The following is a 25,052-nucleotide window of genomic DNA, read 5'->3' as shown; positions in this document are numbered from 1 at the left end:
TATTAGCTGGAACAGCTTTCACAGTCTTCCAATTCTGCAATAGATGTAGACCTCGTATAATACGTTGTTTTGAGACCTGATTTCCATGCCGTCATGTGAAGATCGAGAAGTTCCTTCGCTTTAATCGTATTTTTGACATAAAAGTTAAACGAGATGGACTGGTCTACATGCTTCTGTCTGACGGCGTTCTGTCTAATGCTCCAATGCTGATCCAGCTCGTATGCCGATTTATAATACCAGCTTGTCTGAGGTGTAAGATCTGGAGCCGTCACCGGGATCCTAAAATCCTTCTTCTCCTCAGAGTACTCTTTTTTAAAAATAGGATCGACGGATGCTGTGGAGTTCGCAATTAAACTGGTCGTCGCATTCGGAGCAACCGCCATAAGCCATGCATTCCGCAGGCCTGTCTGATGAACCTGCTCTTTTAATATAGTCCACTCTTCAGACTCATACTTCCTGTCTTCAAAATAAACACCGGTTTCCCAGTCAGATCCTTTAAAGGCGGGATAGGCGCCTTTTTCCTTCGCCAGTTCATAGCTGGCCCGGATGCTTAAATAGCTGATTTTTTCATAAAGACGGTCATTATAAGCTACGGCTTCTTCAGATTCCCAGCGTATTCCTTCCACTGCCAGCAAGTGATGCAGCCCGAATGTACCCAATCCGATCGCCCTGTACTTCTTATTGGTAAGCACCGCTTGTTTCACTTCTATTCGCTCCTGATTCATATCAATGACATTATCCAGCATACGGATTTGGATTGGGATCAATCTCTCAAGCACATCATCCTTTACTGCTTTTGCAAGCGAAATAGAGCTTAAGTTGCAAGTCACATAATCTCCAGGTATCTTTGTGATCAAGATTTTACCGTCCTGTGTTACTTCCTCTTCGACCGTAGTCGCTGATCCGTTCTGGGCAATTTCCGTGCAAAGATTGCTGCAGTAAACCATTCCGGCATGCTTATTAGGATTAGCCCGATTAACCGTGTCCCGGTAAAACATATACGGCACTCCCGTTTCCAGCTGGCTTTTCATGATTCTTTTAAAAATTTCAATGGCTGGTACAACGTCATAGCCTCCTGAACCTTTTTCACCAAAAAGCCCTTGATCGGCTGCGGCCGCGCACTCATCATATTTATCGCGGAAACTCCCTTTGCCGGGTTCTTCATCAAAAAAATCATCCAATTCATAGCCCATTACTTTTTTTACCGTATAAGGATCAAACAGATACCAGTCTTCTCTCGACTCTGCCTTTTCCATAAATAAATCCGGAATGCAGAGACCCAAAAACAGGTCATGAACCCGCTGCCGTTCGTCACCATTATTCAGCTTGGCATCAAGAAAAGAAAAAAGATCCTTGCCGAACACATTGTAGTAGATGGCGATGGCTCCCTTTCTCTGTCCGAGCTGATCGACACTGACCGCTGTCTGGTTCAACAGCTTCGCCCATGGAATAATGCCCGATGAATTGCCCTTGAAGCCTCTTATCTCTGAACCAAGGCTTCTGATTTTGCCAAGGTAAACGGAGATCCCTCCTCCGCCTTTCGAAAGTGTTGCTGCATCTGTTGTAGAATCATAGATTCCTCGAAGGCTGTCATCCATCGTATCGATGAAGCAGCTTGACAGCTGGCCATAGCTTTTACCCGCATTGGCAAGTGTAGGAGTTGCCACGGTCATATACAGGTTCGACATTGCCCAGTACGCTTCTTTAATCAGATCCATGCGGCGGCCTGAAGGTTCGTCGGACATCAAGGACATCGCGATGATCATAAATCGTTCCTGAGGCAATTCAAACACTTTGCCATCATGCGATTTGGCAAGATAACGGTCAGCCAATGTACGAAGTCCTATATATGTAAAAAGCTCATCCCTTTGAGGGACAATCACCGCTTCAAGCTCATCTATTTCTTCTGGTGAATAGCTGCTTAACAAGTTATTATCATAGATTCCTTTGTCTGTCAGTGTACGAATTAATCCATAGAATTGGCCATAGCCATGAACTCCCTGGCCCCCCCTGTTTTTTACTGCATCTGAGTAGATTTTTTTAAGATGCATTCTTCCTGCGACGAAGGTCCAATCCGGCTCATGCATTGAAATTCTTTCAAGTGCATGCAAAATAGCCATATTCATCGCTTCTGTTTGAGAACTGCCATTATCAGCATAATAGCCTATCTGTTCTGTATACTCTTCCTTTTTATCAAGCTGGGGAAAGCCCAATAGAATTTCATCCAGCCAATTCATAACAAGATGATCTGTTCCGCCTGCTATAACCAAAGTCAAATCTCCTCCTCTAAAAATCTGCAAAATAAAAAGGCCCATCCAGTGGATGAGCCTAAAAAAACGACACGAGTTGTAAGAATCAAAAATAGCAGTAAAGTGTGCCGTTTTTGCTTCTCAATCCCCGAAGAATCAAAATCGTGAAACAAAAAGGCAGGTCTACTGGCTAATGCTTCCTCCTACTCTGAGCCTTCCCATGTAAAAGCCACACGATCGTGCGCGTTCCTTACACAGTGGATTCTCATTTCGTCCACATGACAGTTGCGGGGACAGCTCCGGATTGATTTACCGGATTCCCTATTAAGTCTTATAAGACACCTTTTGTTTCAAAAATACTATATTTAGTTTGATACATTTACTTTCACACTAAATATAGTATTTGTCAACACCTAGTTTTCATTTATTTTGTTATTCCATATTGTATTTGCGCAGTACTTAATGATGTCCCGGCGGCGGATAATCCCAATAAAATGCCCGTCGTCGTCAGTCACCGGAATAAAGTTCTGGTCAGTTGCCAACGTAATTAAATCTTCCATATTTGAATTGATTGATACTGAGATGTTGTTCACACGCTGTGGAACATCCTTCAGTTTTGTTTTCACTACATCATAGAAGCCAAGGTCGAACGCTTCTTTCAATTTCCAAAGCAGATCCCCTTCTGTGAGCGTACCGACATACTGCCCTTCCTCTGAAACAAGGGGAACAGATGTATATTTGTGATAAGAAAGCTTCTCCAATGCCTGCCTGATGGTCGATTCAGGATTCAAATATTTAACCTCTTCTTTAGGCAATAGATAAAAAGCTATGTTCATGCTGTGATCTCCTTTAATCATAAATTGCAGCCGTTCTTTTCTACTATAACAAAAAATAAAATAGATGAGCAGTATTAAGCCATCACACAAAAAAAGCCCTAAGAAGGACACATACGTTCTATTGTTTATTCCCTCACTGTGTTTTATTTAAACTTTTTTGCCAGGATCCATCCCATCCTTTTGCTGAAAAAGCCAGCTTTTATATTCTTCTTCCAATTCAGTCAATGGCCATGTGGAAAGCTCTGCTTCTACTTCTTTGTTTATTCCGTTTTTCTTTAGCATCTGAATAAGGAAATTCTTCCTCTCTTCAACGGCTTTCCGCAGTAATCCGCCCATCATTTCCTCCCGTTAAAGCGTTTTCATAGTATAGTATACGTTGATCCAATTAAATAGTTTCAGCAATCATGGCTCTTTACTGAAATTTATTGGATAGAGTATACATTTATGACCACTAAACGGAAGAACTGACTTTTTTTCTTCTTTATAAATCTTTATTGATTTCCCGAATGACATGAGAGAGCTCGGGGAGAATCAGCTTTTTCATGGCTAAAGCTGCCGCTCCTGTTGATCCGGGCATTGCAAAAACCGCTGTGGAGCCAACAACTCCTGCCGCTGCTCTGCTCAGAATGGCTGCAGATCCAATATCCTCGATATAACTTAACATCCTGAAAAGCTCGCCAAAACCTGTAATTTCCTTTGTAAACAATGGTTTTAGCGTTTCAATGGTAACATCCCTGACAGCAATGCCAGTTCCGCCATTAATTAAAATAGCCTGGATATCACTTGCTTCACACCCTGCCAAGACAGAAGATTCGATTTCCCTTCGCTCATCTTTTACAATTACATAGTCTCCCACTGTATGGCCGTTCAGCGTTAACTGCTCTTTTATAAGAGTGCCGGTGCGATCGGTTTCTTCTGATCTCGTATCACTCACAGTAATAATCTTGCAGCAGACAGAAGAAGGAGCCTGTCTTTTATGATCTTCTACACTCATTTGCTTCCCCTTTCCAAAAGGTTGTAATGGATGTATTATCCTTTATTCATGGACAGAAGTCTATTCTTTTGCATGCTCAAAAATAAATCGGAACAAATACGCTTTGCAAAACGTAATGTTTCCGTTATAATAAGATGAATTATTTTTGATGCGTTTGGAAGGAGCACTCATATGAAAAGACACTATGCCGCCTTGACGTTTATGATCATAGGATCACTGATACTATCCGGCTGCGCGAATGGCACTAAACATAAATTAAACAGCCCTCATAAGCTTACCATAACTACAACACTTTATCCCCTGGAATACTTTACGAAAAGGATTGGCGGTAAGCATGTTTCTGTATCAAATGTAATCCCTCCAGGCACCGATGCTCATTCTTTTGAACCGTCTACGAAAGACATGATCAAAATTTCAGACAGTGATGCATTCATCTATAACGGTACAGGAATCGAAGGATTTGCTGATAAAGTAAATGAAACGGTAAAAAACGAAGGGGTTGAATCCATAAAAGCAGCCAAGGGCCTCACGCTGGAAAAAGTGGAGCATCGTGATGAGGACCCTGACGAACATGGAGATAAAGACCCCCACATTTGGCTTGATCCGGTTTTTTCAATCCAAATGGCCAAGAACATCGAACAGGCGTTAATTAAGCTGAACCCAAAAGCCAAAGCTGACTTCACAAAGAATTACCTATCACTTAAAAAGGATCTTGAAAAGCTTGATACCTCGTTCAATCAAACGATCAAGAATAGCCCGCATAAGGAGATTATTGTTTCTCATGCTGCCTATGGATACTGGGAACATCGGTACGGCCTGAAACAGATTCCGGTTTCCGGACTGTCAACTTCTCAGGAACCGTCACAAAGACAGCTGCAAGACCTGATCAAACACGTTAAAGCAAAACATATTCACTATGTTCTTCTTGAAAACAGTGCCAGCGATAAACTGGCTAGAGTTGTAGAACATGAAACAGGAACAAAAACACTGAAATTAAGAAACTTAGAAACCCTTATTCCTAAGGATGCTGAGGCGAACGAAGATTATTTATCACTTATGCAAAAAAACGTTCAAGTCTTGAAACAGTCCTTAAAATAAGAAAGCAGGACCATGAATGGATGAATCATGGTCCTGCTTTCATGTGTTAATTATGATTTTCTTCGTTTAATAAACAGCACGGCTCCGATAATCACGATCAGCAGCACTACGATAAACAGCGGGGCTGCTGCATTGTTTGACTTCGATTCCGCCTTTTCAGCTTTTTTCTGCTGTTCTTCTTTTTGGGTCTTTTCACCTTTTTCTTTTTCTTTTTTAGGTGCTTCCTTTACAGCTTTCTCTTCTTTCGGCTTCTGAACAGCAAAGGAATAATCTTTTTGGATAATATGGCCATCAGCACCGATAATTTTGTAATTTACTTTATATTTCCCGTTTTCAAGCGGTGAGGGCGCCGTGCCTGTCATGATGTTATTCTTTACGGCCACTTTTACATCTAAGGGTTTTCCATCCTTAGTGACTTTCATCGTGCTTAAATTTTCAATCTTTGATTCAAAAGTTAACGTGATCTTGCTTAAGTTTTCTTTGATCACAGCACCTTCCGCCGGCTGTGAAGATTCAAGGCCGGTATGGGCGGATGCAATTGACGCAGAACAAAGAAAAAAAACAGCGGTAAGAATCAATATGTACTTCTTCATGTTACATCTCCTTTACTTTCCTCATTGCTATATATACTTTACTGGAAAACGTAAAAAAAGACCACCCAGACACAAACATCTGGGGGTCTTTTCTGTTTACTGTTATTCATGCCGGATCAAGGCTTAGCAAAATGCACAAGCACAGCCTATGATAATTAACAAAATGAACAGCACCACAATAAGAGCGAAACCACTTCCACCGCATCCAAATGACATTTTGTTACCTCCTCTTTCGAGATATTTAACGATCTACACCCATAACATATGAAGGAGACAGGCTTTGTGAAACGGTACAAGAGTCTATTTTTTTAAGAACTTACATTTTTTTATTACCGGCTTTGAATCGAAATGGTGAATGCAATCGGAGCCCATTTTCCAGGCATATCCGCATTTGTCCCATACAAAATAAGCAAAGCACCATATATTGTTAGGGAGATGTTGGAGTTTATAATAAAGGAGGTAAGTCAAATGGGTCACGCTGTAGGTGGCAGAGGTTTCGCTTTGATCGTGGTATTGTTCGTGCTTCTGATTATCGTTGGCTGTGCATGTGCATTCTAACAAACTGAACAAGGAAAAGATGCAGATCTTTTCCTTGTCATGATGAACCACGATTAACGCAAATCTTTTTCCAATAACCCAAAACCCATAATTAAAGCACTGAGCTTCGCTCAGTGCTTCTTTTTATTGTTTCGCTTTTTCTTCTGTCTCTGTTTTCTTTTTCAAATCCCAGTACGTCTCCAATGCTCTTTGTCCAATGTGCTTGTTCACCGCCTGGGTTCCGCTGTACGGTGACGCATCTGGTACAATAATCGCAAAAGCTATTTCCGGATTATCATAAGGGGCATAGCCGACCAATGTCAGGTTATCTTTGTTCGCAATAAAGTTTCCGTTGTGATCATATTTCTTAACCTGGGCAGTACCTGTTTTCCCTGCCGGATTATGATATTTCGGATTGTTAAAATACTGTGCGGCTGTTCCGCCCGGAGAGTGGTACACCTCCCAGAAGCCTTGCTGCACCCGATTGATATAGCTCTTATCCATATCAATTTCATTAAGAATATTCGGTTCAAACCGCTCCACAAGCTTGCCTTCATGCTGTACTTCCGTCTGCGGTTCACGGATTTCCTTTACAAGCCTCGGCTGAACGCGATATCCCCCGTTTGCGATCGTTGAAACATATTGCACCATCTGAATTGGAGTATAGGTGTCAAACTGTCCAATGGCCATGTCAAGCATATTACCTAGCTCTTGATAACCTCCGAAATAGCCTGTGGATTCATTCGGAAAATCGATGCCAGTTTTTACCCCTAATCCGAACTGGCTGAAATAATAACGCATAACATCATAGCCAAGGTAACGGTTATCTCCATAAAAGCTTTTATTGCTATAGCTGTATTTTCCAAGTCTCATAGCAATATTAAACATATAAACGTTTGATGATTTCTTTAATGCGGTTAAATCATTAATGCTCCCCATGTTCGCATGAGATTTCTTTGTTGTCTTGCCGATTTTTATCGGCGCATCGTATATATATTCCCCCATGTGGATGGCACCCTTATGCAGGCCGGTAAGAACGGTCGCTCCCTTGACAGCAGATCCCATCTCGTAAGCGTCGAATAGAGCTCCGTACGAGTCATTCACAAACTTTCCGCTGCTGTCCATCTTTTTGCCGGCGATCGTATAGATTTCCCCTGTCTTCGGGTTCATCATGACGATATATGCAGACCTCATCATTTCATTTCCCCGGTCAGCACGGCCTTTTTTGATTTCTTCTTCAAGCACTTTTTCCATCTTATGCTGAAGTTCCATATCGATCGTCAAAACGAGGTCTTTTCCGCGTTTGCCGGGAATTACTTTCGGTTCTCCGAGCGTTTTCCCTGTTTTCGGATTCGTCAGATAGATGCTTTTTTCTTTCGTACCGCGAAGTGTTTCCTGATACTGTGCTTCAAGCCCGCTGATTCCAACCTGATCGGTACGGTCGTAGTTCATAGCTGCAAGATAGTCCTGCTGTTCTTTCGGCATCTGTTTCACACGGCCGAAAATGGTCTTAAGCGAATCGCCGAACGGATACGTCCGGTCTGCATCCGGCATGATATCAATGCCTGGAAGCTGATCCAGGTTTTCAGAGATGATGGAAATTTCACGATCTGTTAAATTTTTCTTTACTGGTGAAGCGGAATAAGCATAGCCGGCATCCATTTCTCGTTTGATGGCGAGAATCTGCAGATCTTTTTTTGTCAGTGTATCGAGGTCTTTTTTTGTAATCCGGCTGACCAGCAGCTTGTACTCTTTTTCATTGTTGAGTTTTTTTGTTTCAGCCGCAGTAAGGCGTTCTTTCATAAGATCAGCCACTCCTGTTTTTACGATAAAAAAGTCTTTTTTATCACGCTCAGGAATTTTCTTCTTCTCCACTTGAATATGCTGAGACAGCCATTTGGCAACCTTATATGTATCTTCTGCTTTTGTACTGCTTGTTTTCGTATAGGTCAGCGTAAAATAAGGTTGATTGTCCACCACAACCCGCTGGTTACGGTCTAGGATCTTTCCGCGCGGAGCTTCTTTCTTAGCTTCTTCTTTTTTTATGGCTTCAGATTCCTGTCTTTTTTCTTCACCATTAACGATCTGAAGAACACCGAGACGCAGTATGAGGACGGAGAAAAGCAGAAAGACAGCAACAAATAGTATATTTAAGCGAAAAGGAAGGTGGTTCTTTTTCTTTTTGGTTTTCTTTTGAGTTTCCATAACCCTTTCCCTCCAGTAGATTATTACAATTATATTACAAAACCTTCCCTACTAGATTACTAAAGTTTGAAAGAGATTCCAAGTTTTTCATTAGAATTTTTTTCAAAAAAACTCTATTAGTCCATTTTGTTGTTTTAGCGGGGTGTGATTGAACCGCCAGCTATGATTGAAAATCAACAATATGCTTTAAACAAAGCCTTCAAAAAAAGGCCGGAAATGATCCAGCCTATTTCTGTAAGTCTATTCAACTATTATTTATTGCAGATGAACAGGGGGCCTTTCATAGGAAGAGAATCTGGTTTCCCGAAGAGATATCCTTGAACAAGATCAACACCGATCTCCTCGCAGTATTCTGCTGCTTCCTTCCGTTCAATCCCTTCTGCGATCACCTTGAATCCGCAGTCACGCGCTGTCTCCCTCAACGATTGATCACAACCGCTGATCTAATCCCAGCCTTTCAAAAAAACGTATTGTGAATCAAAGAAGGATTTGCTCTATAATTTCCACCCATTAATTTACTAGATATTTCACCTTATTGCTTCCATTCACATAATTTGCTATATTTAAAATCCTGTGCCAAAAAACCATAAAAAGGAGGATTGAGATGGTATACTGGCTTCTTTTTAAGAAAAGTTTTTCACGCAATATGCAATACCGCCTGTCCCACCTTATTAATAATGCCGCTTCAGCAATCTTTGGATTTGTTTACATCGCCATATGGACAGGAGTACTGGCTGGAAAAGAACAAAAAAGTCCATACAGTATCATGGACATGACCTATTATATGGGGGCGAGCCAATGCATTCTGTGGATGACCGTATTTTTAACAGCGGGTCTCGGGATTCAGGCAGGCGTAAGAAACGGTGCAATCTCGTTTGAACTTGCAAGACCCACGAACTATTTTTTCTACATAACGAGCCAGGAGGCTGGAAGGATAGGGTATAACGCCCTCTTTAGAAGTCTTCCGATCGGCTTGATTTTCACCTTTACCGTCGGATTTTACACCCCAGAACACTTTCCGGCCTACGTATATACCTTCCTTTCTGTCATCTTAGCTGTCGGCATTTCATTAAATATATTTTATTTGATTGGAATATCATCCTGCTGGACAACTGAAATTTCATGGGCTCACTTTATTAACCTGACCCTGATGTTCTCCCTTGGAGGCCAGATGGTGCCATTGACTTTTTTGCCTGGACCATTGTCACAAGTTGCTGGATGGCTGCCATTTGCAGGTGTGGTTTATTATCCCGTGATGATCTATCTTGAAAAAGCCAACAGCTCGGTTCTCCTTATTCAGGGTGGCTGGCTCCTCTTCCTGCTGCTGCTGAATCAGTGGATCACATTCCTTGCCCGGCAAAAGATTGAAATTCAAGGAGGCTGAGTATGAAATTATACATAAAACTCATCAGCGCCAGCATCCGGTCAAGAATGCAGTACAAAATGAATTTCATCTTCTCTATGGTCTCCTATGGCGTGATCATGATGATTGACTTTGTCCTACTTGCCGCTATTTTGAACCGTTTTGATCAGATTAAAGGCTGGAATATTTATGAGGTGGGTGTTCTTTACGCGATTTCATCGATTTCACTTTCTTTGTACAGAACGATGGCTCCTGAAATCCACGAATTTGAGAAATATATGATAGAAGGAGAATTTGACAGTCTCTTGATTCGGCCAGTCTCTCCTCTCGTTCTGCTCCTTTCAAAAAATCTCGATCTCAGCCGGATTGGAGGTGTTCTGCAGGGTTTGCTTATTCTTTGCCTTTCCCTGTACGGACTTTCCAAGGAGCAGCAACTCGTATTTCTTATCGCTTATCTTCCCGTCATCCTTGTCTGCGGATGGCTCATTTCATTTTCTCTCGCTCTGTTTACGGCGACAATTGCGTTCTGGACACAGCGGATTAAAGATTTTCAGACGTTTACGCTCTATGCACCTTTTAATGCCGCAAACTACCCGATGAACATTTATCCCGGCTGGTTAAAGATCATCTTTTTCACGGTGATACCGGTGGCTTTTATGAACTATGTGCCTATGCTATATCTTTTACATAAAGGAGGCAGCCTGTACTTTCTGCTGCTTCCAGCTGCCGTGGCTGGCCTATTCTTTTGTGCCTCTTTGAAATTTTGGAATTACGGCATCAAATTTTATCATAGCACTGGAACCTGAGGAGGAATGGAACGATGATTGAGGCACATCAATTAAGAAAGAGCTTTAAAATATACAAATCAAAAAAAGGCATGCTCGGTTCCATGCTTTCGCTGTTTTCCGGGGAATACGAGGAAAGGAACGCCGTAGATTCTATCTCTTTTAAAATAGAAGAAGGTGAATTTGTAGGATATATTGGCCCAAACGGTGCAGGTAAATCAACAACGATCAAGATGCTTTCCGGAATTCTCCATCCATCGTCAGGAGTGGCAAAAGTTCTTGGAATCAATCCGCAAAAAAACCGAAAAATGCTTGCTCAAAATATTGGCATTGTTTTTGGCCAGCGGACACAGCTTTGGTGGGATCTTCCTGTTATAGACTCGTTTGATATTTTGAAACACATGTACAAAATAGAAGACCGCCATTATCGAAGATTCTTGAAACACTATGATGATATCCTTGATATCAGCCAGTTTCTTCAGACTCCAGTCAGAAAATTATCCCTCGGTCAGAGGATGCGTGCAGACCTGGCGGCGGCAATGATCCACAACCCGCCTGTCTTGTTCTTAGATGAGCCAACCATCGGCCTTGATGTTGTTGCTAAGCATAAAATCCGGGAGTTCCTGCAGGAAATGAATAAATCGGAAAATAAAACCGTCGTCCTTACCACACACGACATGGACGACATTGAACAATTATGCAGCAGGGTCATTGTCATTAACCAGGGAAGGATGGTATTGGATGGATCTTTGGAGGAACTGCGTAATCATATTGGTCTTCCCAGTATTCTTACCGTCACGTATGAACAACCACCTGAACTGCAAGTGGTTTATGGTATTGAAAGGACAGAAAGTAACGGCCGTGAATGTACCGTCTTGTATGATCGCTCTAAAATTTCTTCACCTGCTCTATTGCAGGAGATCTCCAAGTGGGGCACTCCACTCGACATTCAGATGAAAGAACCGGATATAGAAGAAGTGATTCAGAACATTTACTAATGCAAACACAAAAGACGGATGTGAGACTGCTTGTCTCTCAACCGTCTATCCGTTTTTGTGTTTTAATTTGTCTTTTCCAAAAAAAGCCATTCTTCCAGCTGTTCATAGACGTTCATCGCATCTTCAATTCCCCGTTCATAGAGGGCGTGGAGCTTTACAGGATTGCGTTCCGCTCTTCCTACATCCAGCTTCTGCTTTGGCCTGATGACAAATACTTCATTTTTCTTCTCAAGTTCTTCAATATAATCCAATGTTTCATTGTAATGTTTATAACGGTTCAGCAAAACATCAGACATCCCCGGCTGTGATTGGTATACCCTTCTCGCCAGCCATTCCATTTTTGTTTTACGTTTTCTGTAGCCTTCATTCTGTGTTAAAACAATGACGTTCCTTTTATTTCCGTCTGCTTTTGCCTTTTTGACTGGAATAGGGTCAGCCACTCCCCCATCCAGCAGTTTTTTTCCATGGTATTCGATGACGGGTGCCATAAACGGTAAAGATGCGGAAGCTCGAAGAACGGTGAGAATATGCTCTTGATGATCCGCCTTTTCAAAATAAACCGGCAGTCCTGTCTCACTGTCAGTCGTTCCGATCACGAAACGTTCTGTCGCACGTTCAAACGCTTCAAAATCAAAAGGGACATGTTTCTTAGGAATTTCATCAAAAATCAAGTCCATCCCGAAAAGCCCTTTGCGTTTCAACAATAGATTTTTATAAGAAATGTACTCTGGATGTCGTACAAAATCGATATTAACAACCCGGTTTCTCCCTCTTTGCCTTGAAAGATAGGAGGTTGCATTGCAGGCCCCGGCAGAAACGCCAATGACATAGGGAAAATACAATTCCTTGTCCATAAAATAATCAAGCACTCCTGCTGTATAAACACCCCTCATTCCCCCGCCTTCTAGGACAAGACCCGTTCCTTTCATGCTGTGATACCTCTTTTCTCTATAATAGTTCACTATATGTAATATTTTATCAAAAGGCCAATAAAATGCTCTGCACTTTGGCTATCTTTGATTAAAATAATTTTCCAGTCCAATTACGATTCCGCTTACCGCATTCTCCTGAAAGTCTTGTGTTTCTGCCTTCAGCTCGTCATGCCGGTTCGATAGAAATCCTAATTCAATAAGGGCTGAGGGACGCTGGTTCTCCCTTATTACATAATAATCTCCGAATTTCACCCCACTGTCCTGCAGGTTTGTTCCACCGTTTAATATTCCCTCCTGAATGGATTGAGCAAGTTCTTGATCTACTGATTTATTATAAAAGGTAGATAACCCGCTCACATCCGGGCGAAGAGATGAATTATAATGAATACTGATAAAAGCATCCGCAAACACAGACTCGCTTTGGAACACTCTGTTCGCCAATGAAAAATAATCATTATTCATTCTGGTCATCATAACAATGGCTCCAGCCGCTCGCAGTTTTTCTGCGGCAAGCAAACCTGTGCGAAGCGTCAGTTCTGATTCCAGAGTAGAATGAAACGCTCCTTTTGCTCCTCTGTCAACACCGCCGTGACCCGGGTCAATTACAATCCGCTTACCATTAAGGCCCCCACTCCGGCGAACTTCTTGTGTGCTAAATGAACGATTCGCTACGACATTCCAAATTCCTGCTTCGTCATGCTTCTCTCTCTTTCCATTTCCTCTCTTTTTTAAATAAACAGCAGACACCCACCCTGTTTTACCGTGAATTTCAATATGCGCCCACCCATTTCTTTCGGAAAGGACTGACAGTATTTCCCCTCCTCTTACGGACCCGATCACGGGAGCAGAGATGGAATCAATTTTCCTGACGTTCAAATGATCTGCAGCGACAACGGCTTCTGCATCTGTGCTCGCTTGAAGTGCCGGTGGACTCAGTGTTTGGCTGATGCTCATCAGCATGACAATACCGATCAGTACTTTATTCACAGTTTCTTCAGCCCCATTCATTTTTTAAAATGATATGGAGAACAATTCTACGGCTTATTAAATGAAACCTTCTCTCTGCCAGAATGACACAAAGGTTCCTACAGGCTGCCCAATTTCCTTTTTTTATGACAAGAAAGCGGACAAGCTCTAAAAAAGCTATGTCCGCCTCACATTCTATATTAGACCTGCATGTTTTAAACCGTGCCAAATCCCATCTTCACCAACTGGTTTCGTAACATAATGGGCTGCTTTTTTCGCTTCAGGCCTTCCGTTCCCCATCGCAATCCCCATACCTGATGATTGAAGCATTTCGATATCATTTAAGGCATCACCGAAAGAAAACGTATCTTCTCTTTTTATCGTTGTGCGTTTCAGAAGCTCTTCAATCCCTTTTGCTTTAGAACCTCCAAACGGCATTACATCGATCGCGTGGTGATGCCAGCGGATAAAATCGAAGGTTCCTTTATAATCATTTCTGTAAGGCCGCTCAAACTCTTCATCACAAAAAGAAGCGCCTGATAAACATCATTGCTATGATAGTAAGTCTCATCGAACATAGGATATTCAGTGAGCAAATGTTTCGTACTTTCATAAACCACATCAGCGTATTCATAATTGGTCGTTGCTTTTGCGTGATCCAGGAAAACAAGAGGATGTTCCGATTGGACAGCAACCTTTTCAAGTTCTTTCAGCCTTTCTACATCCAGTGTTGCTTTGTAGATGACTTCTCCTCTGAAAACAACATACGACCCATTAAAGCTGATAAACGAGTCCATTTCGAGTTCCTTCAATAAGTGTTCAAACATAAAAGGCGCCCTGCCTGTTGCTATTCCGGTATGGACACCGTTCCTTCGAAGCTGATGTAGGGCTTCCTTTGTTGAATCCGGAATTTCCCCTGTACTTTCATCGATCAGTGTTCCATCAATATCAAAAAATACCATCTTTTCTCTCATATCTATCACTCCTTATCCTCTTTCTATGATGAATTTTCGCCGTTAATCTGTCAACTAAGTACAACAAAGACGCTTCACCGTAAAACAAAAGAACTCTCCAAAATGGAGAGTTCTTTTGTTTTAAGAATTTGAATTGGCCGTCGTTTGAATATTTTTGCGTTTTCGATTGATCACAATGCTTTGAACCGTCATGAAGATGTTCCCGACAATCCAGTACATCGGCAGTACTGCAGAAAGCCTCCAGGCAGAAAAAACGATGATCATCGGCATAATATAGCCCATCATCTGGATCTGGGGATTCACTTGCTCAAGCTGTCTATTGATTATCTTATATTGAATAAACGTGGTAATAGCCGCAATAATCGGCAGAATGTGTGTTGGATCCGGTGTACCCAGGTTAAACCATAAGAAATTATGTGCCGCGATTTCTTTCGTCCGTATAATCGCATAATAGAATGCCAGCAAAATCGGCATCTGAATCAGCAAGGGCATACATCCCATAGACACCGGGTTAACACCATGCTTTTGGTAAAGGGCCATAACTTCCTGCTGCATTTTTGTTTGAGTTTCTCTGTCTTTGCTTTTATATTTTTCTCGAATCCGCTTCATTTCCGGCTGAAGCTCTTTCATTTTTTGCTGATTTTTTGTCTGGGAAAGTGTAAAAGGCAATAAAATACAGCGAATAATGATCGTCAAAAAGATGATAGCCAGTCCATAATTTCCGTTAAAGAAGGTGGCCACAAACTGAATCACTTCTGAGAAGGGATAAACAAAATAATGGCTCCATACCCCGTGGCTCTGTGCGTTAACAGGTGCTCTGCTGCAGCCTGCAAGTACCCATATTCCAAATATCATCGTAAAAAATTGTAATCCGCGTGTAAGTCCTGATCGTTGTTTCTTTCTGTTCATTCCATTTCCTCCTTGTTGGTTTTGCGTCTGAATGATTCAACAAGAAGGAGTGGCTGTCATTATCATCTGGTGCTTCTTTCCGGTATTTCCTGTGTGTTATATGATTCCTCATAAAACAGAAGTTTTGGACCAGACTTGGATTCAATCGTAACTTAAGTGTTCTGTTCTGATCGGAAATCTTCAGCTGGCTGCTTTTCTTTATCGTTTCTGGGCACTGCATTATGATATGTCTGCTGATACCAAGCAGAGCCAGTGTTAATCCCAATGAAATCAGCAAAACGTCCATTTCACATAGCAGTTCAAATATCGGCTCGATCGGACTCACCCCCTTTTGTTAACAGTATACCCTCTTATGGCCTAAAATGATAGTGAACATCAAGTGACGGTAGAAAGTCTAGACACAAATAAACGCCGTGTGGGAGGTCATCACGGCGTCTAATCAAATATAGGGGGATAAGATACTATACGAAAATACGAATGAAACGTGACTCCAAAAAAATTTTCTTTTTCATGCATATTTTCAAAGTGGTAATACAAACTAGTAGTACAAGGAGGTGATACATATGGCACGTAACAACTCTTCAAACGAACTAGTAGTAGCTGGTGCTCAACAAGCTCTTGACCAAATGAAGTATGAAATCGCTTCTGAATTTGGTGTGCAACTTGGACCCGACACTTCTTCACGCGCTAACGGATCTGTTGGTGGTGAAATCACTAAGCGTCTTGTACAAATGGCTGAACAACAACTTGGTGGCGGATTCCGTCGTTAATCTTAACTCTCCCAAAAGCGAAAAGGGTGGGACAATCGTCCACTCTTTTTTGCATGGCAAGAAAAGGGCAAGCTAAGGTCCGACCAGCGCTGGTGCCAATATTTGCATCCAAAAACCAGCCTGCAATCTGCAGACTGGTCTATGTCTATTATCATCAGCTATGAAAGTTTAAAAATAATAAGCCAGGGTTCTCGTATCCCTGGCTGGAAAAAGGTAACTTTATTATAACATGACGAAACCAAATTTATAAAGAAAAGACTTTCACAAAACAGATTTTAATATTCCCATGGCTTTTGCGTGCCGAATTCTTCAGCAAGTTTTTTACTGCTTTCCCTTCTTTTTCTCCGATTGACAGCCCGTTCCTCTGCACCTTGATGAAGCCACTTTTCCTCTTCAGACTCTGGAATAGCTTTTGGCACTGGCGTTGGTTTACCGTCTTCACCCAGTGCGACAAACGTCAAAAAGGAAACTGCACAAACCTTTCTCTCGCCTGTAAATAAATTCTCAGACGTGATTTTTACAAAAACCTCCATCGACGTTTTGTGCGTCCACGTCACAAAAGATTCCAGGCAGACTGAATTTCCTACTCTGATTGGATGCAAAAAATCGACCGAATCGGTTGAGGCGGTTACTACATTGCAGCGTGCATGGCGGATCGCTGATATCGCAGCCACATCGTCAATATATGCCATCAGTTTGCCGCCAAACAAAGTTCCATGATTATTCGTATCCGGCGGAAGAACCACACTTGATTTTACTGTTCTGGATTCTCGAACAAATTTCTCATTTAATTTCATGCTTTATATCACACTCCTATGTACCATTATATGAAAAAAACCTCTGCAGTAGGGCAAAGGTTTTGTAAAAGGTGCTATTTCTTCACAACAGCATGTCCGCCGAACTCGTTTCGAAGAGCCGCCACCACTTTTCCGTGGAAAGTGTCATCCTCGAGCGACCTGAACCTCATAAACTGAGACAGAGCAATAACTGGGGCTGTAGCCTGATAGTCAAGCGCTGCCTCAATCGTCCAAATGCCTTCTCCTGAAGAATTCATCACACCCCGTATTTCTTCAAGTTTCGGCTGTTTGGAAAATGCGTTCTCCATTAGTTCCATCAGCCAAGAACGGATGACTGATCCATTATTCCAGACCTTTGCGACTGCTTCATAATCATAGTCAAAATCACTTTTATCCAGAATTTCAAACCCCTCCGCGATCGCCTGCATCATTCCGTATTCAATTCCATTATGCACCATTTTTAAGAAATGACCGCTTCCTGCTTTTCCTGTTTTCATAAAACCGTTTTCTATTGAAATTTTTTCATAGAGCGGAGCAACATAATCCACGGCTTCTTCATCCCCGCCGACCATGACACAAACACCATGGCGTGCTCCTTCAGTACCTCCGCTCGTTCCGCAGTCCACTAAATGAATTCCTTTTTCTTTTAATTCTTCGTAACGTCTAAGTGTATCCTTGTACTTTGAATTCCCTGCGTCAATGATGATGTCGCCTTGATCCAGATAAGGTACCAGTTCACTGATCACACTGTCTACTGCAGGGCCTGCAGGAACCAATAAAATAATCGCCCGGCGTCCGGTAAAACCCTTTGCTAAATCTTCAAGTGTCTCCACCCCGAGTGCACCTTTTGAAGAGATTTGATCTACCGTTTCTTTATTGGTATCAAAAGCAATCACCTTAAAATCATGATCAATCATATTCTGTGCAATATTAAAACCCATTTTCCCCAGACCCACTAATCCGATTTCCATATGAATCACATCCTCTTCATTCTTTGACAATGCCTGCCTCATTAGTTATTCCACAATTAATACTCCTTTAACCTGAAATCAGCGAATGAATCTCCTTAGGTTGGCAACGCTAAAAAATGGGAGGTGATCATGTGACGAAGAAAAGCAGTGGTAAGGGCCAGGCTGCCAGCAGTGTAACACCTCAAGGAAAAGGTGATACTGAATTCGCAGCAGATCCGCAAACTAAGCTTGAAAATGCAGCAAAGAAAAGCAATACGAAAAGATAGAACATTGATCCTGACAAAATGCACAGTGTGATTCTTAACGCTCGTGCATTTTGTCATGTGTGCCCTTATACTTTCTTTATAAAAAGAAATGAGGGGTTTTGATGAAGAACAGAATCATAGAAAACAGAAGTTCGGCAAAAACCTTCCTGCAAACAACAGGATCCCTGCTCTTTATTGCAGGCATTCTGGGTTATTCCGGCAAGCTTTCTATGCCCGCCTATTTGTCTTATAGCGCTGCTGGTATTGGGATTTTGTTAACAATCGCCAGCGCTTTCAAAAAGTAATCCTTAATTTTATGTAAAATGTCTTGATAGTTGAACGATATATAAACTAGAACAACTATTTTAATATGATTGAGGATACATCCATGGCTAAGGTTAAACGGCATGAACTACTATTATTGTCCATCAACAAGAAAAAACGCTTTACATTAAAAGAACTCGCAGAAGAATTTAAAGTTTCAACCCGAACCATTCAAAGGGACCTGCTTTCCCTGATGGATATGGGACTGCCGATCGTGTCTGAATTCGGTCCCCACGGAGGATATAAACTTGAAAACGAAAGAATTCTTCCGCCCATCGGTTTTACAGAGTCTGAGGCACTTGCTTTCTTATTTGCTCTGCAGCCCTACAAAAAGAGCCTATCGTTCCCTTTCAGGAGAGAAGCTGCCTCTGGGCGAGATAAATTTATCAACTACCTTCCCGATGATGCGGTCAAAAGGTTCGAAGAAATTCAAAAGAGATTACTCATCCACCTGCCTTGCTACCCTGATCCCGCACCTTTCTTGCCTCTTTTTCTGGACGCATCATTGGAGCAGTGCCTGGTCACCGCGCACTATGAGCTGGGAGGGAACACCAAGCTCGGCAGACTTCAGCCAATCGGGATCTATTGTGACTGCGGCAGCTGGTACAGCCCCTGTTACAGCCATACAGAGAACGAATTTCATGTGATTGATTTAAAAGATGTAAAACAAGCAGCAATTCAAATTGAACATCAAGCTTTAATGGATTTCTCAGAAGTGACGATCACGAATTGGCCAGATCTTCTTCCGCCTTCCAAAAAGCTTCTGTTACATATTAAATTAGAAGGCGAAGGCATTCAGAAGGCTTTGAGACATCCCTCTCTCTCTCCTCATGTCATACAAGAGACCGATGCCAGCGGGCTCATTTCTATGTATATACTTACAAATGATATTCACAGATTTGCAGAATTAATATGGTCCCTCGGCAGCGATGCCCAGGTCGTACAACCTGCTGAAATCGCAGATATTATACGGAAAAAGACAGTGCTCATGAGCAGAAACTATGAAAGGATTCCAACCTTTTAAAAAGTTTGAAAGTCTTTTTACTCATAAAAGTTGCCAAAAAGGAGTATAATGTAAGTATTACACTTAAGGGGGATACCCATGGCCTTTTTTTCCAAAAACCCGATCGAACCAGTTCCTGACGTAGAAACGAAAGTATGGGCATGTGAAAATGAGGAGTGCACATGCTGGATGAGAGCAGATTACTCGCTGCAGGAAACACCAAAATGCCCGATTTGCAAATCAAAGATGGCTCAAGAAATCCGCATGCTCCCCGAGCTAAAATAAAGATGAAACAGGATCATATTTAAGTCCCCTGGACTTATAATATGATCCTTTTTTCTCGCTATTCCCTATGTTTATCGATAAGTCCAGCCGGGTATAGAAGATGAAAAGGAGGAATTCGACAATGAACAATCAAACAACGAAAACAACTGACACCAAAAACAAAACCAACTTTACCAAAGGTGTTCTTGTTGGGGGGCTGGTTGGAGCCGCAACCGCTCTATTACTGACTCCAAAATCCGGAAAGGAAATGCGCCGGGATTTATCCAATCAAACATCTAACCTAAAAGAAAAAACGATCCAAATGAAGGACGAAGCAAAATTGAAAACTCGTCTGGGAACAATGGCTGGGAAAGAAAAGGCTTCTAACATGGTGGGAAGCGTGAAAGATATAACCAGTCAAATGACTTCTCAAGCTAAGGAAAAGATTAATTCGATAAAAAACAAAAATGAGAATTCGGCTGCTTCACCAACCATTCAAAACGATCCCGAAATACCACCTTCTCCTGAAGCATCTAAAGAAACACTCGGAGAATAATACAAACTATAGCCCAGCTCTTCAGCAGCTGGGTTTTTTTATGTTTTTTCACGCGTTCCTCTATCATCTCTTTCTTTTTAAGAGTGTATTCTTCATAATGTCTGTTCTCTTTTAATACATTAGGTAGAGAGATATTATGGGGGGTGTTGATATGCACATCCATGTGGTTCAGCAGGGTGACAGCCTATGGGGCATTGCCCATCACTATGGTGTTGATCTTCAAGTCATCATGAACGAAAACGATGTAAGAGATCCCAATTCACTGATTATCGGCCAGGCACTGGTGATCTCTCCTCCCTTTCCGCGCTATCGTGTACAGCAAGGCGATACCCTGTATTTAATAGCCGGCCGATGGGATACCTCCGTTCAAGCCATTGTGGACCGGAACAATATAGAAAAGACGGCTTATATTTATATAGACCAAGAACTCATCATCCCCGTCCATGTTGTGCACCCAGGCGACAGTCTGTATGTGATTTCCATGAAGTATGGCGCAAGCATTCAAGGAATCGCCGAAGAAAATAATTTATCGGCTGCACATGTTATTTATCCCGGACAAAAACTGACCATTCCTTTCGAGAGGCCGGTAAAAGAAATCAATGCCTACATCAGCAGCTATACCCCCGCTATTCAAAAAGAAATACATTCAAAAGGAAAATATTTAACGTATATTACGCCTTTCAGCTATACTATCAACAAGGACGGGACACTTAACCCTCCAAATGATGAAGTCGTCCTTCCCGCAGCCAAATCAGAAAGTATTTCTCCTCTAATGGTAGTGACTAACTTTCAAAACGGGACATTCAATACTGAACTCATCAGCGCTGTTCTTTCGGACACCAGCATTCAGAGTAAACTGCTTAACACTATCCTTTCAGTCATGAAGAACAAGGGATATAAAGGGGTTAACTTCGATTTTGAATACATTAACCCTAACCAGAGGGAAGCTTACAACCAGTTTCTAAGGCGGACCGTATCCTTATTTAAACCTCTTGGATATATCACATCCACCGCGCTCGCTCCAAAGCTTAGCGCAGGACAAAAAGGAATTCTCTATGAAGCTCATGATTATGGGGCACATGGTGAAATCGTAGATTTTGTCATTGTTATGACGTATGAATGGGGATGGATCGGCGGCAAACCGATGGCGGTTGCTCCTTTAAACGAAGTAAAGAAAGTCCTGGAATATGCATTGACAGAAATACCAGCAAACAAGCTTGTCATGGGTGTCCCTCTGTATGGCTATGATTGGAAGCTGCCTTTTGTTCAAGGTACGTATGCCCAGACTGTCTCCCCCCAAGAAGCGGTAGATCGGGCTCGACGCTACGGAGCATCGATTCAATTTGATGAGAAGGCTCAATCGCCCTTTTACAAATATTATGATGGTAGCGGCGCCCAGCATATCGTATGGTTTGAAGATGCAAGGAGCATTAAAGCAAAATTCACCGCAGCCAAACAGTATCAATTAAGAGGCATCAGCTATTGGCTTTTGGGGCCAGCATTTCCTCAGAACTGGTATGTTCTTCAAAATGAGGTCAAACCAAAAAATAGAAAAGCGCAATATTCTTACAAAAAAGCAGCTAGGCGTGTAAATGGCCTGCTGCTTCTTATACTAAACCCACCACATATCTGCAGGAGTTTCTTCAATCATCACATCATTTAAATTTTTCACCGCTCGGGCAAATCCTTCGTTTATGGACATAAGGGGATCCTCATGCTCAATGCTGACCACATAGTCATAACCATAGGTACGCAGCGCGCTGATCATATCGGACCATTCCTGTACGCTGTGTCCGCATCCTACTGAACGGAAACTCCACGCACGGGATTGAACTTCACCATAAGGCTGCATGTCAGTCAGTCCATATAAGTTCACATTATCCTGATCAATATAAGTGTCTTTGGCATGGAAATGATGGATCGCATTCTCTTTGCCTAGTATTTTGATAGCCGCTATCGGATCAATCCCCTGCCACCACAGATGGCTTGGATCAAGGTTGGCACCGATAGCATCACATGTTTCTTGACGAAGTTTCAACAATGTGTAAGGAGTATGAACTAGGAATCCACCATGCAGTTCAAGGCCAATTTTCACGTTCTTGTCCTTGGCAAACTGTCCCCACTCACGCCAGTAAGGGATCAGTTTTTCTTCCCATTGCCATTTTAAGATGTCGCCATATTCATTTGGCCAAGGTGTAACCGGCCAGTTTGGGTATTTCGCTCCTTCATGGTCCCCAGGTACGCCTGAAAAACAGTTGACAACAGGCACTCCTAGCAGATTAGCAAGATCGACGGTTTTAACAAACGTGTCATGAGATTGGCGGGCAAACTCCTGGTCAGGAGAGAGCGGATTTCCATGGCAGCTGAGAGCACTGATCGTTAGATCTCTGGATTTCACCTGATGGAGAAAATCCTGTCGTTTCTCTTCACTGTCCAAAAGTTCATCCAAGTTGCAATGTGCGTTTCCCGGGTAATTCCCTGTCCCGATCTCCACCGCCTTAACGCCGGCTTTCTTCACATGATCGAGCATTTGTTCAAACGGCATATCTGAAAATAATACGGTAAATACGCCTAACTTCATTGACTCTCCACTTCCTTTCGATAATCAAGTTTAACGCTGCTCCCAGTAAGGCTGCTTTTATAGATGGCTTCAATCAGCATAGAGACCATTCTTGCTTCCTCCGGCTTGACGACCTGCTCAGCAAGGCCTAGACAGCAGTCTACAAAATTCTCCGCCTGCGGATTTCCAGGGTTTTCATCACCTGGAATAAAGGATGCCTCAGAATTAAGGAGCATGCCGTGTTTGGCCTGATTCAAGTGAAAAGGAAAAACATCCAGTCCGCCTTTTTCACCAGAAATGCTAACATTCTCCACATCGTCTTTAATGTTGGCTGACCAAGAGGTTTCTAATAAAAGAGACGCACCGTTTTCAAAACGGATGTACCCTGTTACATGGTCATCCACTTCAAATGTTTTATAGTCAAACTCACCCCAAAGATTAACTTGATCGGGAGTACGGCTCAAAAGATTATATTGAGAGCCCATGACTTCCACAGGAACAGGATTGCCCATCAGCCATATGGACAAGTCCAGAAGATGACAGCCATAATCGATCAGGCTTCCCCCACCCTGCAATTCTTTATTTGTAAAGACTCCCCAGCCGGGAACCTTTCTTCGCCTGAGCCCTTGGGTTCTGATGACAAGCGGCTCGCCGATTTCACCTTCTAGCATCACCTTTTTGGCAGCCTGGGCATTTTTCATAAAACGATAGTGATAAGCGATGGAAAGAATTTTGCCTGATTCTTTTGAAGCCTGAATCATCCGGTCACATTCTTCGGTAGACAGCGCCATCGGTTTTTCACATAACACATGCACACCGGCTTGGAGTGCCGCTACTGCAATTTCTGAATGAAACTTGTTTGGAGTTGATATGATTACGGCATCAATGTGAGGAAGCATCTCATGATAATTCTCATACACAGATGGAATATCATACTTCTCTGCAATCTGTTCAGCACGATGAACGTTTATATCACTTACACCCGTAATCACTGCCTTTTCAGCTAAATTTTGAATGGCTGGAATATGCCTTCCTTCAGCGATTCCTCCGACCCCAATCAAGCCTACTTTTAGCAGGTTCATGCGAGCACCCCGTTTTCGAGACTCACTGTCTTTTTCGTTTCGCTTGCTTTTAGTGCAGCAATAATGACAGCCAGAGACCGTTTTCCTTCTTCTCCGGATACCGCTGGCTCTGTGTCGTTCAGGATGCAATCTGCAAACTTGCCGATCACGCGTGAATCATTCTGGCCCCCTGAATCATTTGTCTGAATCTGGCCCAGAGAGTAGTTTACAGTTGAACCATCTTTGTATTGAGCGATCAAAGAATACTCAGGGCTTTCTTCGAGGCGCAAAATGCCTTTCTCTCCATAGATAATAGTAGAGTTGTCCTCTTTTGAGACATAGGACCAGCTCGCTGCAAGTGTTCCGATCACTCCGCTTGCTGTTTTTAATATACATACCGCTGTATCATCTACTGTAGCGTTTTTCTTTGAAGACGTTTCAACAAATGATGCCACTTCATCCACTTCTTCACCTAATATGAAGCGGATCAGATCTGTTTTGTGAACACCAAGGTCTCCCATCGCTCCGATAAATGCTTTTTCTTTTTTGAAAAACCAGCTGTCCGTGCCTTCTGCGCTCCATGTTTCTGGCCCAGGATGTCCGAATGTTGTTCTAAAGCTGTAAACCCTGCCCAGTTCTCCACCAGCGATCAATTCCTTTGCTTTTTCATGAGATCGGACAAAACGCTGATTATGAGCGATCATTAGTTTTTTCCCGTTCTTCTCACTGGCAAGGATCATTTGCTCTGCTTCCTCAAGTGATGTCGCCATCGGTTTCTCGCATAAAACATGCTTTCCGCTGTTTAATGCAGCAATGGAAATTGGCGCATGAAGGTAATTGGGTGTGCACACACTGACAGCTTCAATTTCAGGATCATTAAGCAGATCTTCATAAGAATAGTACGCTTTTGCACCGTATTCTTTGGCAATGTGATCCGCTCGTTCATGATTAATGTCGCATACTGCTGCAATGATGGTTTGTGAATTGTTTTTATACTCTGGTAAATGTCTGTGCTGTGCGATGCTTCCGCATCCAATGACTCCAACTTTAATCATCCTGTCT

General features: G+C 42.4%; 30 protein-coding genes and 1 riboswitch. Of the genes, 12 read left to right on the top strand and 18 right to left on the bottom strand.

Annotated elements, in window-relative coordinates:
- Positions 1-2: 2 nt before the first annotated feature.
- The 4 genes from LCY76_RS08415 to LCY76_RS08400 all read right to left on the bottom strand — a co-directional run bounded on the left by LCY76_RS08415 (position 3) and on the right by LCY76_RS08400 (position 4,079).
- On the bottom strand, positions 3-2,237 hold the full coding sequence (locus LCY76_RS08415) for a ribonucleoside-diphosphate reductase subunit alpha (protein WP_248254627.1): 2,235 nt from the start codon (positions 2,235-2,237) through the stop codon (positions 3-5).
- Between the two features lie 171 nt (positions 2,238-2,408).
- Positions 2,409-2,610, bottom strand: a riboswitch (cobalamin riboswitch).
- A 52-nt stretch (positions 2,611-2,662) separates the two neighbouring features.
- The gene (locus LCY76_RS08410) at positions 2,663-3,085 is read right to left on the bottom strand and encodes a CBS domain-containing protein (RefSeq protein WP_053354868.1); all 423 of its coding nucleotides are present in this window, start codon (positions 3,083-3,085) and stop codon (positions 2,663-2,665) included.
- 147 nt (positions 3,086-3,232) lie between these two features.
- A complete protein-coding gene (locus LCY76_RS08405; protein ID WP_248252259.1) occupies positions 3,233-3,421 on the bottom strand; it encodes a Fur-regulated basic protein FbpA in 189 nt (62 codons plus the stop codon).
- Between the two features lie 145 nt (positions 3,422-3,566).
- Positions 3,567-4,079, bottom strand: a complete 513-nt coding sequence (locus LCY76_RS08400; RefSeq protein ID WP_248252258.1) for a MogA/MoaB family molybdenum cofactor biosynthesis protein — start codon at positions 4,077-4,079, stop codon at positions 3,567-3,569.
- A 171-nt stretch (positions 4,080-4,250) separates the two neighbouring features.
- Between LCY76_RS08400 and LCY76_RS08395 the strand changes: the two genes are divergently transcribed.
- Positions 4,251-5,177 carry a metal ABC transporter solute-binding protein, Zn/Mn family gene (locus LCY76_RS08395; RefSeq protein WP_248252257.1) on the top strand — a complete coding sequence of 309 codons (927 nt, stop codon included), beginning with the start codon at positions 4,251-4,253 and terminating at the stop codon, positions 5,175-5,177.
- A 50-nt stretch (positions 5,178-5,227) separates the two neighbouring features.
- On the opposite strand, the gene LCY76_RS08390 is transcribed toward LCY76_RS08395, so the two are convergent.
- Entirely contained in the window at positions 5,228-5,770 is a 543-nt protein-coding gene (locus LCY76_RS08390; protein WP_248252256.1) for a copper resistance CopC family protein, read from the bottom strand.
- A gap of 123 nt (positions 5,771-5,893) precedes the next feature.
- Positions 5,894-5,986 carry a YjcZ family sporulation protein gene (locus LCY76_RS08385; protein ID WP_091006374.1) on the bottom strand — a complete coding sequence of 31 codons (93 nt, stop codon included), beginning with the start codon at positions 5,984-5,986 and terminating at the stop codon, positions 5,894-5,896.
- 252 nt (positions 5,987-6,238) lie between these two features.
- Between LCY76_RS08385 and LCY76_RS08380 the strand changes: the two genes are divergently transcribed.
- On the top strand, positions 6,239-6,328 hold the full coding sequence (locus LCY76_RS08380) for a YjcZ family sporulation protein (RefSeq protein ID WP_248252255.1): 90 nt from the start codon (positions 6,239-6,241) through the stop codon (positions 6,326-6,328).
- Positions 6,329-6,451: 123 nt separating this feature from the next.
- Here LCY76_RS08380 and LCY76_RS08375 read toward each other — a convergent pair whose 3' ends face one another.
- Together LCY76_RS08375 and LCY76_RS08370 are read right to left on the bottom strand one after the other, a co-directional pair.
- Positions 6,452-8,512 (bottom strand): peptidoglycan D,D-transpeptidase FtsI family protein, encoded by a 2,061-nt coding sequence (locus LCY76_RS08375; protein WP_248252254.1) that lies wholly within the window; start codon positions 8,510-8,512, stop codon positions 6,452-6,454.
- A 251-nt stretch (positions 8,513-8,763) separates the two neighbouring features.
- A complete protein-coding gene (locus tag LCY76_RS08370; protein ID WP_248252253.1) occupies positions 8,764-8,934 on the bottom strand; it encodes an EAL domain-containing protein in 171 nt (56 codons plus the stop codon).
- Positions 8,935-9,116: 182 nt separating this feature from the next.
- On the opposite strand from LCY76_RS08370, the gene LCY76_RS08365 reads away from it, so the two are divergent.
- Genes LCY76_RS08365 through LCY76_RS08355 form a run of 3 tightly spaced genes read left to right on the top strand, consistent with a single transcriptional unit; the run spans position 9,117 to position 11,658 of the window.
- Positions 9,117-9,896: an ABC transporter permease gene (locus LCY76_RS08365; RefSeq protein ID WP_248252252.1), complete on the top strand. Its 780-nt coding sequence runs from the start codon at positions 9,117-9,119 to the stop codon at positions 9,894-9,896.
- A 2-nt stretch (positions 9,897-9,898) separates the two neighbouring features.
- Positions 9,899-10,681, top strand: coding sequence for an ABC transporter permease (locus LCY76_RS08360; protein ID WP_248252251.1), 783 nt, complete (start codon positions 9,899-9,901; stop codon positions 10,679-10,681).
- 14 nt (positions 10,682-10,695) lie between these two features.
- Positions 10,696-11,658: an ABC transporter ATP-binding protein gene (locus tag LCY76_RS08355; RefSeq protein ID WP_248252250.1), complete on the top strand. Its 963-nt coding sequence runs from the start codon at positions 10,696-10,698 to the stop codon at positions 11,656-11,658.
- A 62-nt stretch (positions 11,659-11,720) separates the two neighbouring features.
- On the opposite strand, the gene LCY76_RS08350 is transcribed toward LCY76_RS08355, so the two are convergent.
- The 5 genes from LCY76_RS08350 to yidC form a co-directional block, all read right to left on the bottom strand.
- Entirely contained in the window at positions 11,721-12,587 is an 867-nt protein-coding gene (locus LCY76_RS08350) for a patatin-like phospholipase family protein (RefSeq protein ID WP_248252249.1), read from the bottom strand.
- An 81-nt stretch (positions 12,588-12,668) separates the two neighbouring features.
- A complete protein-coding gene (locus LCY76_RS08345) occupies positions 12,669-13,577 on the bottom strand; it encodes an N-acetylmuramoyl-L-alanine amidase family protein (RefSeq protein ID WP_248252248.1) in 909 nt (302 codons plus the stop codon).
- Between the two features lie 174 nt (positions 13,578-13,751).
- A complete protein-coding gene (locus tag LCY76_RS23815) occupies positions 13,752-14,024 on the bottom strand; it encodes an HAD hydrolase family protein (RefSeq protein ID WP_336606279.1) in 273 nt (90 codons plus the stop codon).
- Entirely contained in the window at positions 13,994-14,530 is a 537-nt protein-coding gene (locus tag LCY76_RS08340; protein WP_336606249.1) for an HAD-IIB family hydrolase, read from the bottom strand. The genes LCY76_RS23815 and LCY76_RS08340 overlap by 31 nt, the downstream gene beginning before the upstream one ends.
- A 120-nt stretch (positions 14,531-14,650) precedes the next feature.
- Entirely contained in the window at positions 14,651-15,385 is a 735-nt protein-coding gene (yidC, locus tag LCY76_RS08335; protein WP_336606278.1) for a membrane protein insertase YidC, read from the bottom strand.
- Positions 15,386-16,002: 617 nt separating this feature from the next.
- On the opposite strand from yidC, the gene LCY76_RS08330 reads away from it, so the two are divergent.
- Complete coding sequence (locus LCY76_RS08330) at positions 16,003-16,209, top strand: alpha/beta-type small acid-soluble spore protein (protein ID WP_053354882.1); 207 nt, start codon at positions 16,003-16,005, stop codon at positions 16,207-16,209.
- Positions 16,210-16,484: 275 nt separating this feature from the next.
- Here LCY76_RS08330 and LCY76_RS08325 read toward each other — a convergent pair whose 3' ends face one another.
- Both LCY76_RS08325 and gnd read right to left on the bottom strand, forming a co-directional pair.
- A complete protein-coding gene (locus LCY76_RS08325; protein WP_053354883.1) occupies positions 16,485-17,006 on the bottom strand; it encodes an acyl-CoA thioesterase in 522 nt (173 codons plus the stop codon).
- Between the two features lie 74 nt (positions 17,007-17,080).
- Complete coding sequence (gene gnd, locus LCY76_RS08320) at positions 17,081-17,977, bottom strand: phosphogluconate dehydrogenase (NAD(+)-dependent, decarboxylating) (RefSeq protein ID WP_248254626.1); 897 nt, start codon at positions 17,975-17,977, stop codon at positions 17,081-17,083.
- Between the two features lie 131 nt (positions 17,978-18,108).
- Here gnd and sspL point away from each other — a divergent pair, with 131 nt between their 5' ends.
- From sspL to LCY76_RS08290, 6 genes are all read left to right on the top strand, one after another.
- Positions 18,109-18,243: a small, acid-soluble spore protein L gene (gene sspL / locus LCY76_RS08315; protein ID WP_369795751.1), complete on the top strand. Its 135-nt coding sequence runs from the start codon at positions 18,109-18,111 to the stop codon at positions 18,241-18,243.
- Positions 18,244-18,344: 101 nt separating this feature from the next.
- Positions 18,345-18,527 carry a hypothetical protein gene (locus LCY76_RS08310; protein WP_248252246.1) on the top strand — a complete coding sequence of 61 codons (183 nt, stop codon included), beginning with the start codon at positions 18,345-18,347 and terminating at the stop codon, positions 18,525-18,527.
- 83 nt (positions 18,528-18,610) lie between these two features.
- Entirely contained in the window at positions 18,611-19,570 is a 960-nt protein-coding gene (locus LCY76_RS08305) for a helix-turn-helix transcriptional regulator (protein ID WP_248252245.1), read from the top strand.
- 78 nt (positions 19,571-19,648) lie between these two features.
- The gene (locus LCY76_RS08300; RefSeq protein ID WP_053354887.1) at positions 19,649-19,834 is read left to right on the top strand and encodes a cold-shock protein; all 186 of its coding nucleotides are present in this window, start codon (positions 19,649-19,651) and stop codon (positions 19,832-19,834) included.
- A gap of 121 nt (positions 19,835-19,955) precedes the next feature.
- Positions 19,956-20,369, top strand: a complete 414-nt coding sequence (locus LCY76_RS08295; protein ID WP_248252244.1) for a YtxH domain-containing protein — start codon at positions 19,956-19,958, stop codon at positions 20,367-20,369.
- A gap of 151 nt (positions 20,370-20,520) precedes the next feature.
- On the top strand, positions 20,521-22,032 hold the full coding sequence (locus tag LCY76_RS08290) for a glycoside hydrolase family 18 protein (protein WP_248252243.1): 1,512 nt from the start codon (positions 20,521-20,523) through the stop codon (positions 22,030-22,032).
- Here LCY76_RS08290 and LCY76_RS08285 read toward each other — a convergent pair.
- Genes LCY76_RS08285 through LCY76_RS08275 form a run of 3 tightly spaced genes read right to left on the bottom strand, consistent with a single transcriptional unit; the run spans position 21,982 to position 25,045 of the window.
- Positions 21,982-22,950, bottom strand: coding sequence for a sugar phosphate isomerase/epimerase family protein (locus LCY76_RS08285; protein WP_248252242.1), 969 nt, complete (start codon positions 22,948-22,950; stop codon positions 21,982-21,984). The genes LCY76_RS08290 and LCY76_RS08285 overlap by 51 nt on opposite strands.
- The gene (locus LCY76_RS08280; protein ID WP_248252241.1) at positions 22,947-24,011 is read right to left on the bottom strand and encodes a Gfo/Idh/MocA family protein; all 1,065 of its coding nucleotides are present in this window, start codon (positions 24,009-24,011) and stop codon (positions 22,947-22,949) included. The genes LCY76_RS08285 and LCY76_RS08280 overlap by 4 nt, the downstream gene beginning before the upstream one ends.
- Positions 24,008-25,045: a Gfo/Idh/MocA family protein gene (locus tag LCY76_RS08275; protein WP_248252240.1), complete on the bottom strand. Its 1,038-nt coding sequence runs from the start codon at positions 25,043-25,045 to the stop codon at positions 24,008-24,010. The genes LCY76_RS08280 and LCY76_RS08275 overlap by 4 nt, the downstream gene beginning before the upstream one ends.
- Between the last annotated feature and the right edge of the window lie 7 nt (positions 25,046-25,052).

It is taken from the genome of Fictibacillus marinisediminis (genome assembly GCF_023149135.1).
In the GTDB taxonomy this organism is placed as follows: Bacteria; Bacillota; Bacilli; order Bacillales; family Fictibacillaceae; genus Fictibacillus_C; species Fictibacillus_C marinisediminis.
The sequence above is the reverse complement of the archived record's forward strand: the minus strand, read 5'-3'. Positions and strand labels throughout refer to the sequence as shown.

Coding starts and splice junctions, on each gene's coding strand:
- LCY76_RS08415 (WP_248254627.1), bottom strand. CDS start 2,237: ATGAATTGGCTGGATGAAATTCTATTGGGCTTTCCCCAGCTTGATAAA.
- LCY76_RS08410 (WP_053354868.1), bottom strand. CDS start 3,085: ATGAACATAGCTTTTTATCTATTGCCTAAAGAAGAGGTTAAATATTTG.
- LCY76_RS08405 (WP_248252259.1), bottom strand. CDS start 3,421: ATGGGCGGATTACTGCGGAAAGCCGTTGAAGAGAGGAAGAATTTCCTT.
- LCY76_RS08400 (WP_248252258.1), bottom strand. CDS start 4,079: ATGAGTGTAGAAGATCATAAAAGACAGGCTCCTTCTTCTGTCTGCTGC.
- LCY76_RS08395 (WP_248252257.1), top strand. CDS start 4,251: ATGAAAAGACACTATGCCGCCTTGACGTTTATGATCATAGGATCACTG.
- LCY76_RS08390 (WP_248252256.1), bottom strand. CDS start 5,770: ATGAAGAAGTACATATTGATTCTTACCGCTGTTTTTTTTCTTTGTTCT.
- LCY76_RS08385 (WP_091006374.1), bottom strand. CDS start 5,986: ATGTCATTTGGATGCGGTGGAAGTGGTTTCGCTCTTATTGTGGTGCTG.
- LCY76_RS08380 (WP_248252255.1), top strand. CDS start 6,239: ATGGGTCACGCTGTAGGTGGCAGAGGTTTCGCTTTGATCGTGGTATTG.
- LCY76_RS08375 (WP_248252254.1), bottom strand. CDS start 8,512: ATGGAAACTCAAAAGAAAACCAAAAAGAAAAAGAACCACCTTCCTTTT.
- LCY76_RS08365 (WP_248252252.1), top strand. CDS start 9,117: ATGGTATACTGGCTTCTTTTTAAGAAAAGTTTTTCACGCAATATGCAA.
- LCY76_RS08360 (WP_248252251.1), top strand. CDS start 9,899: ATGAAATTATACATAAAACTCATCAGCGCCAGCATCCGGTCAAGAATG.
- LCY76_RS08355 (WP_248252250.1), top strand. CDS start 10,696: ATGATTGAGGCACATCAATTAAGAAAGAGCTTTAAAATATACAAATCA.
- LCY76_RS08350 (WP_248252249.1), bottom strand. CDS start 12,587: ATGAAAGGAACGGGTCTTGTCCTAGAAGGCGGGGGAATGAGGGGTGTT.
- LCY76_RS08340 (WP_336606249.1), bottom strand. CDS start 14,530: ATGAGAGAAAAGATGGTATTTTTTGATATTGATGGAACACTGATCGAT.
- yidC (WP_336606278.1), bottom strand. CDS start 15,385: ATGATATTTGGAATATGGGTACTTGCAGGCTGCAGCAGAGCACCTGTT.
- LCY76_RS08330 (WP_053354882.1), top strand. CDS start 16,003: ATGGCACGTAACAACTCTTCAAACGAACTAGTAGTAGCTGGTGCTCAA.
- LCY76_RS08325 (WP_053354883.1), bottom strand. CDS start 17,006: ATGAAATTAAATGAGAAATTTGTTCGAGAATCCAGAACAGTAAAATCA.
- gnd (WP_248254626.1), bottom strand. CDS start 17,977: ATGGAAATCGGATTAGTGGGTCTGGGGAAAATGGGTTTTAATATTGCA.
- LCY76_RS08310 (WP_248252246.1), top strand. CDS start 18,345: ATGAAGAACAGAATCATAGAAAACAGAAGTTCGGCAAAAACCTTCCTG.
- LCY76_RS08305 (WP_248252245.1), top strand. CDS start 18,611: ATGGCTAAGGTTAAACGGCATGAACTACTATTATTGTCCATCAACAAG.
- LCY76_RS08300 (WP_053354887.1), top strand. CDS start 19,649: ATGGCCTTTTTTTCCAAAAACCCGATCGAACCAGTTCCTGACGTAGAA.
- LCY76_RS08295 (WP_248252244.1), top strand. CDS start 19,956: ATGAACAATCAAACAACGAAAACAACTGACACCAAAAACAAAACCAAC.
- LCY76_RS08290 (WP_248252243.1), top strand. CDS start 20,521: ATGCACATCCATGTGGTTCAGCAGGGTGACAGCCTATGGGGCATTGCC.
- LCY76_RS08285 (WP_248252242.1), bottom strand. CDS start 22,950: ATGAAGTTAGGCGTATTTACCGTATTATTTTCAGATATGCCGTTTGAA.
- LCY76_RS08280 (WP_248252241.1), bottom strand. CDS start 24,011: ATGAACCTGCTAAAAGTAGGCTTGATTGGGGTCGGAGGAATCGCTGAA.
- LCY76_RS08275 (WP_248252240.1), bottom strand. CDS start 25,045: ATGATTAAAGTTGGAGTCATTGGATGCGGAAGCATCGCACAGCACAGA.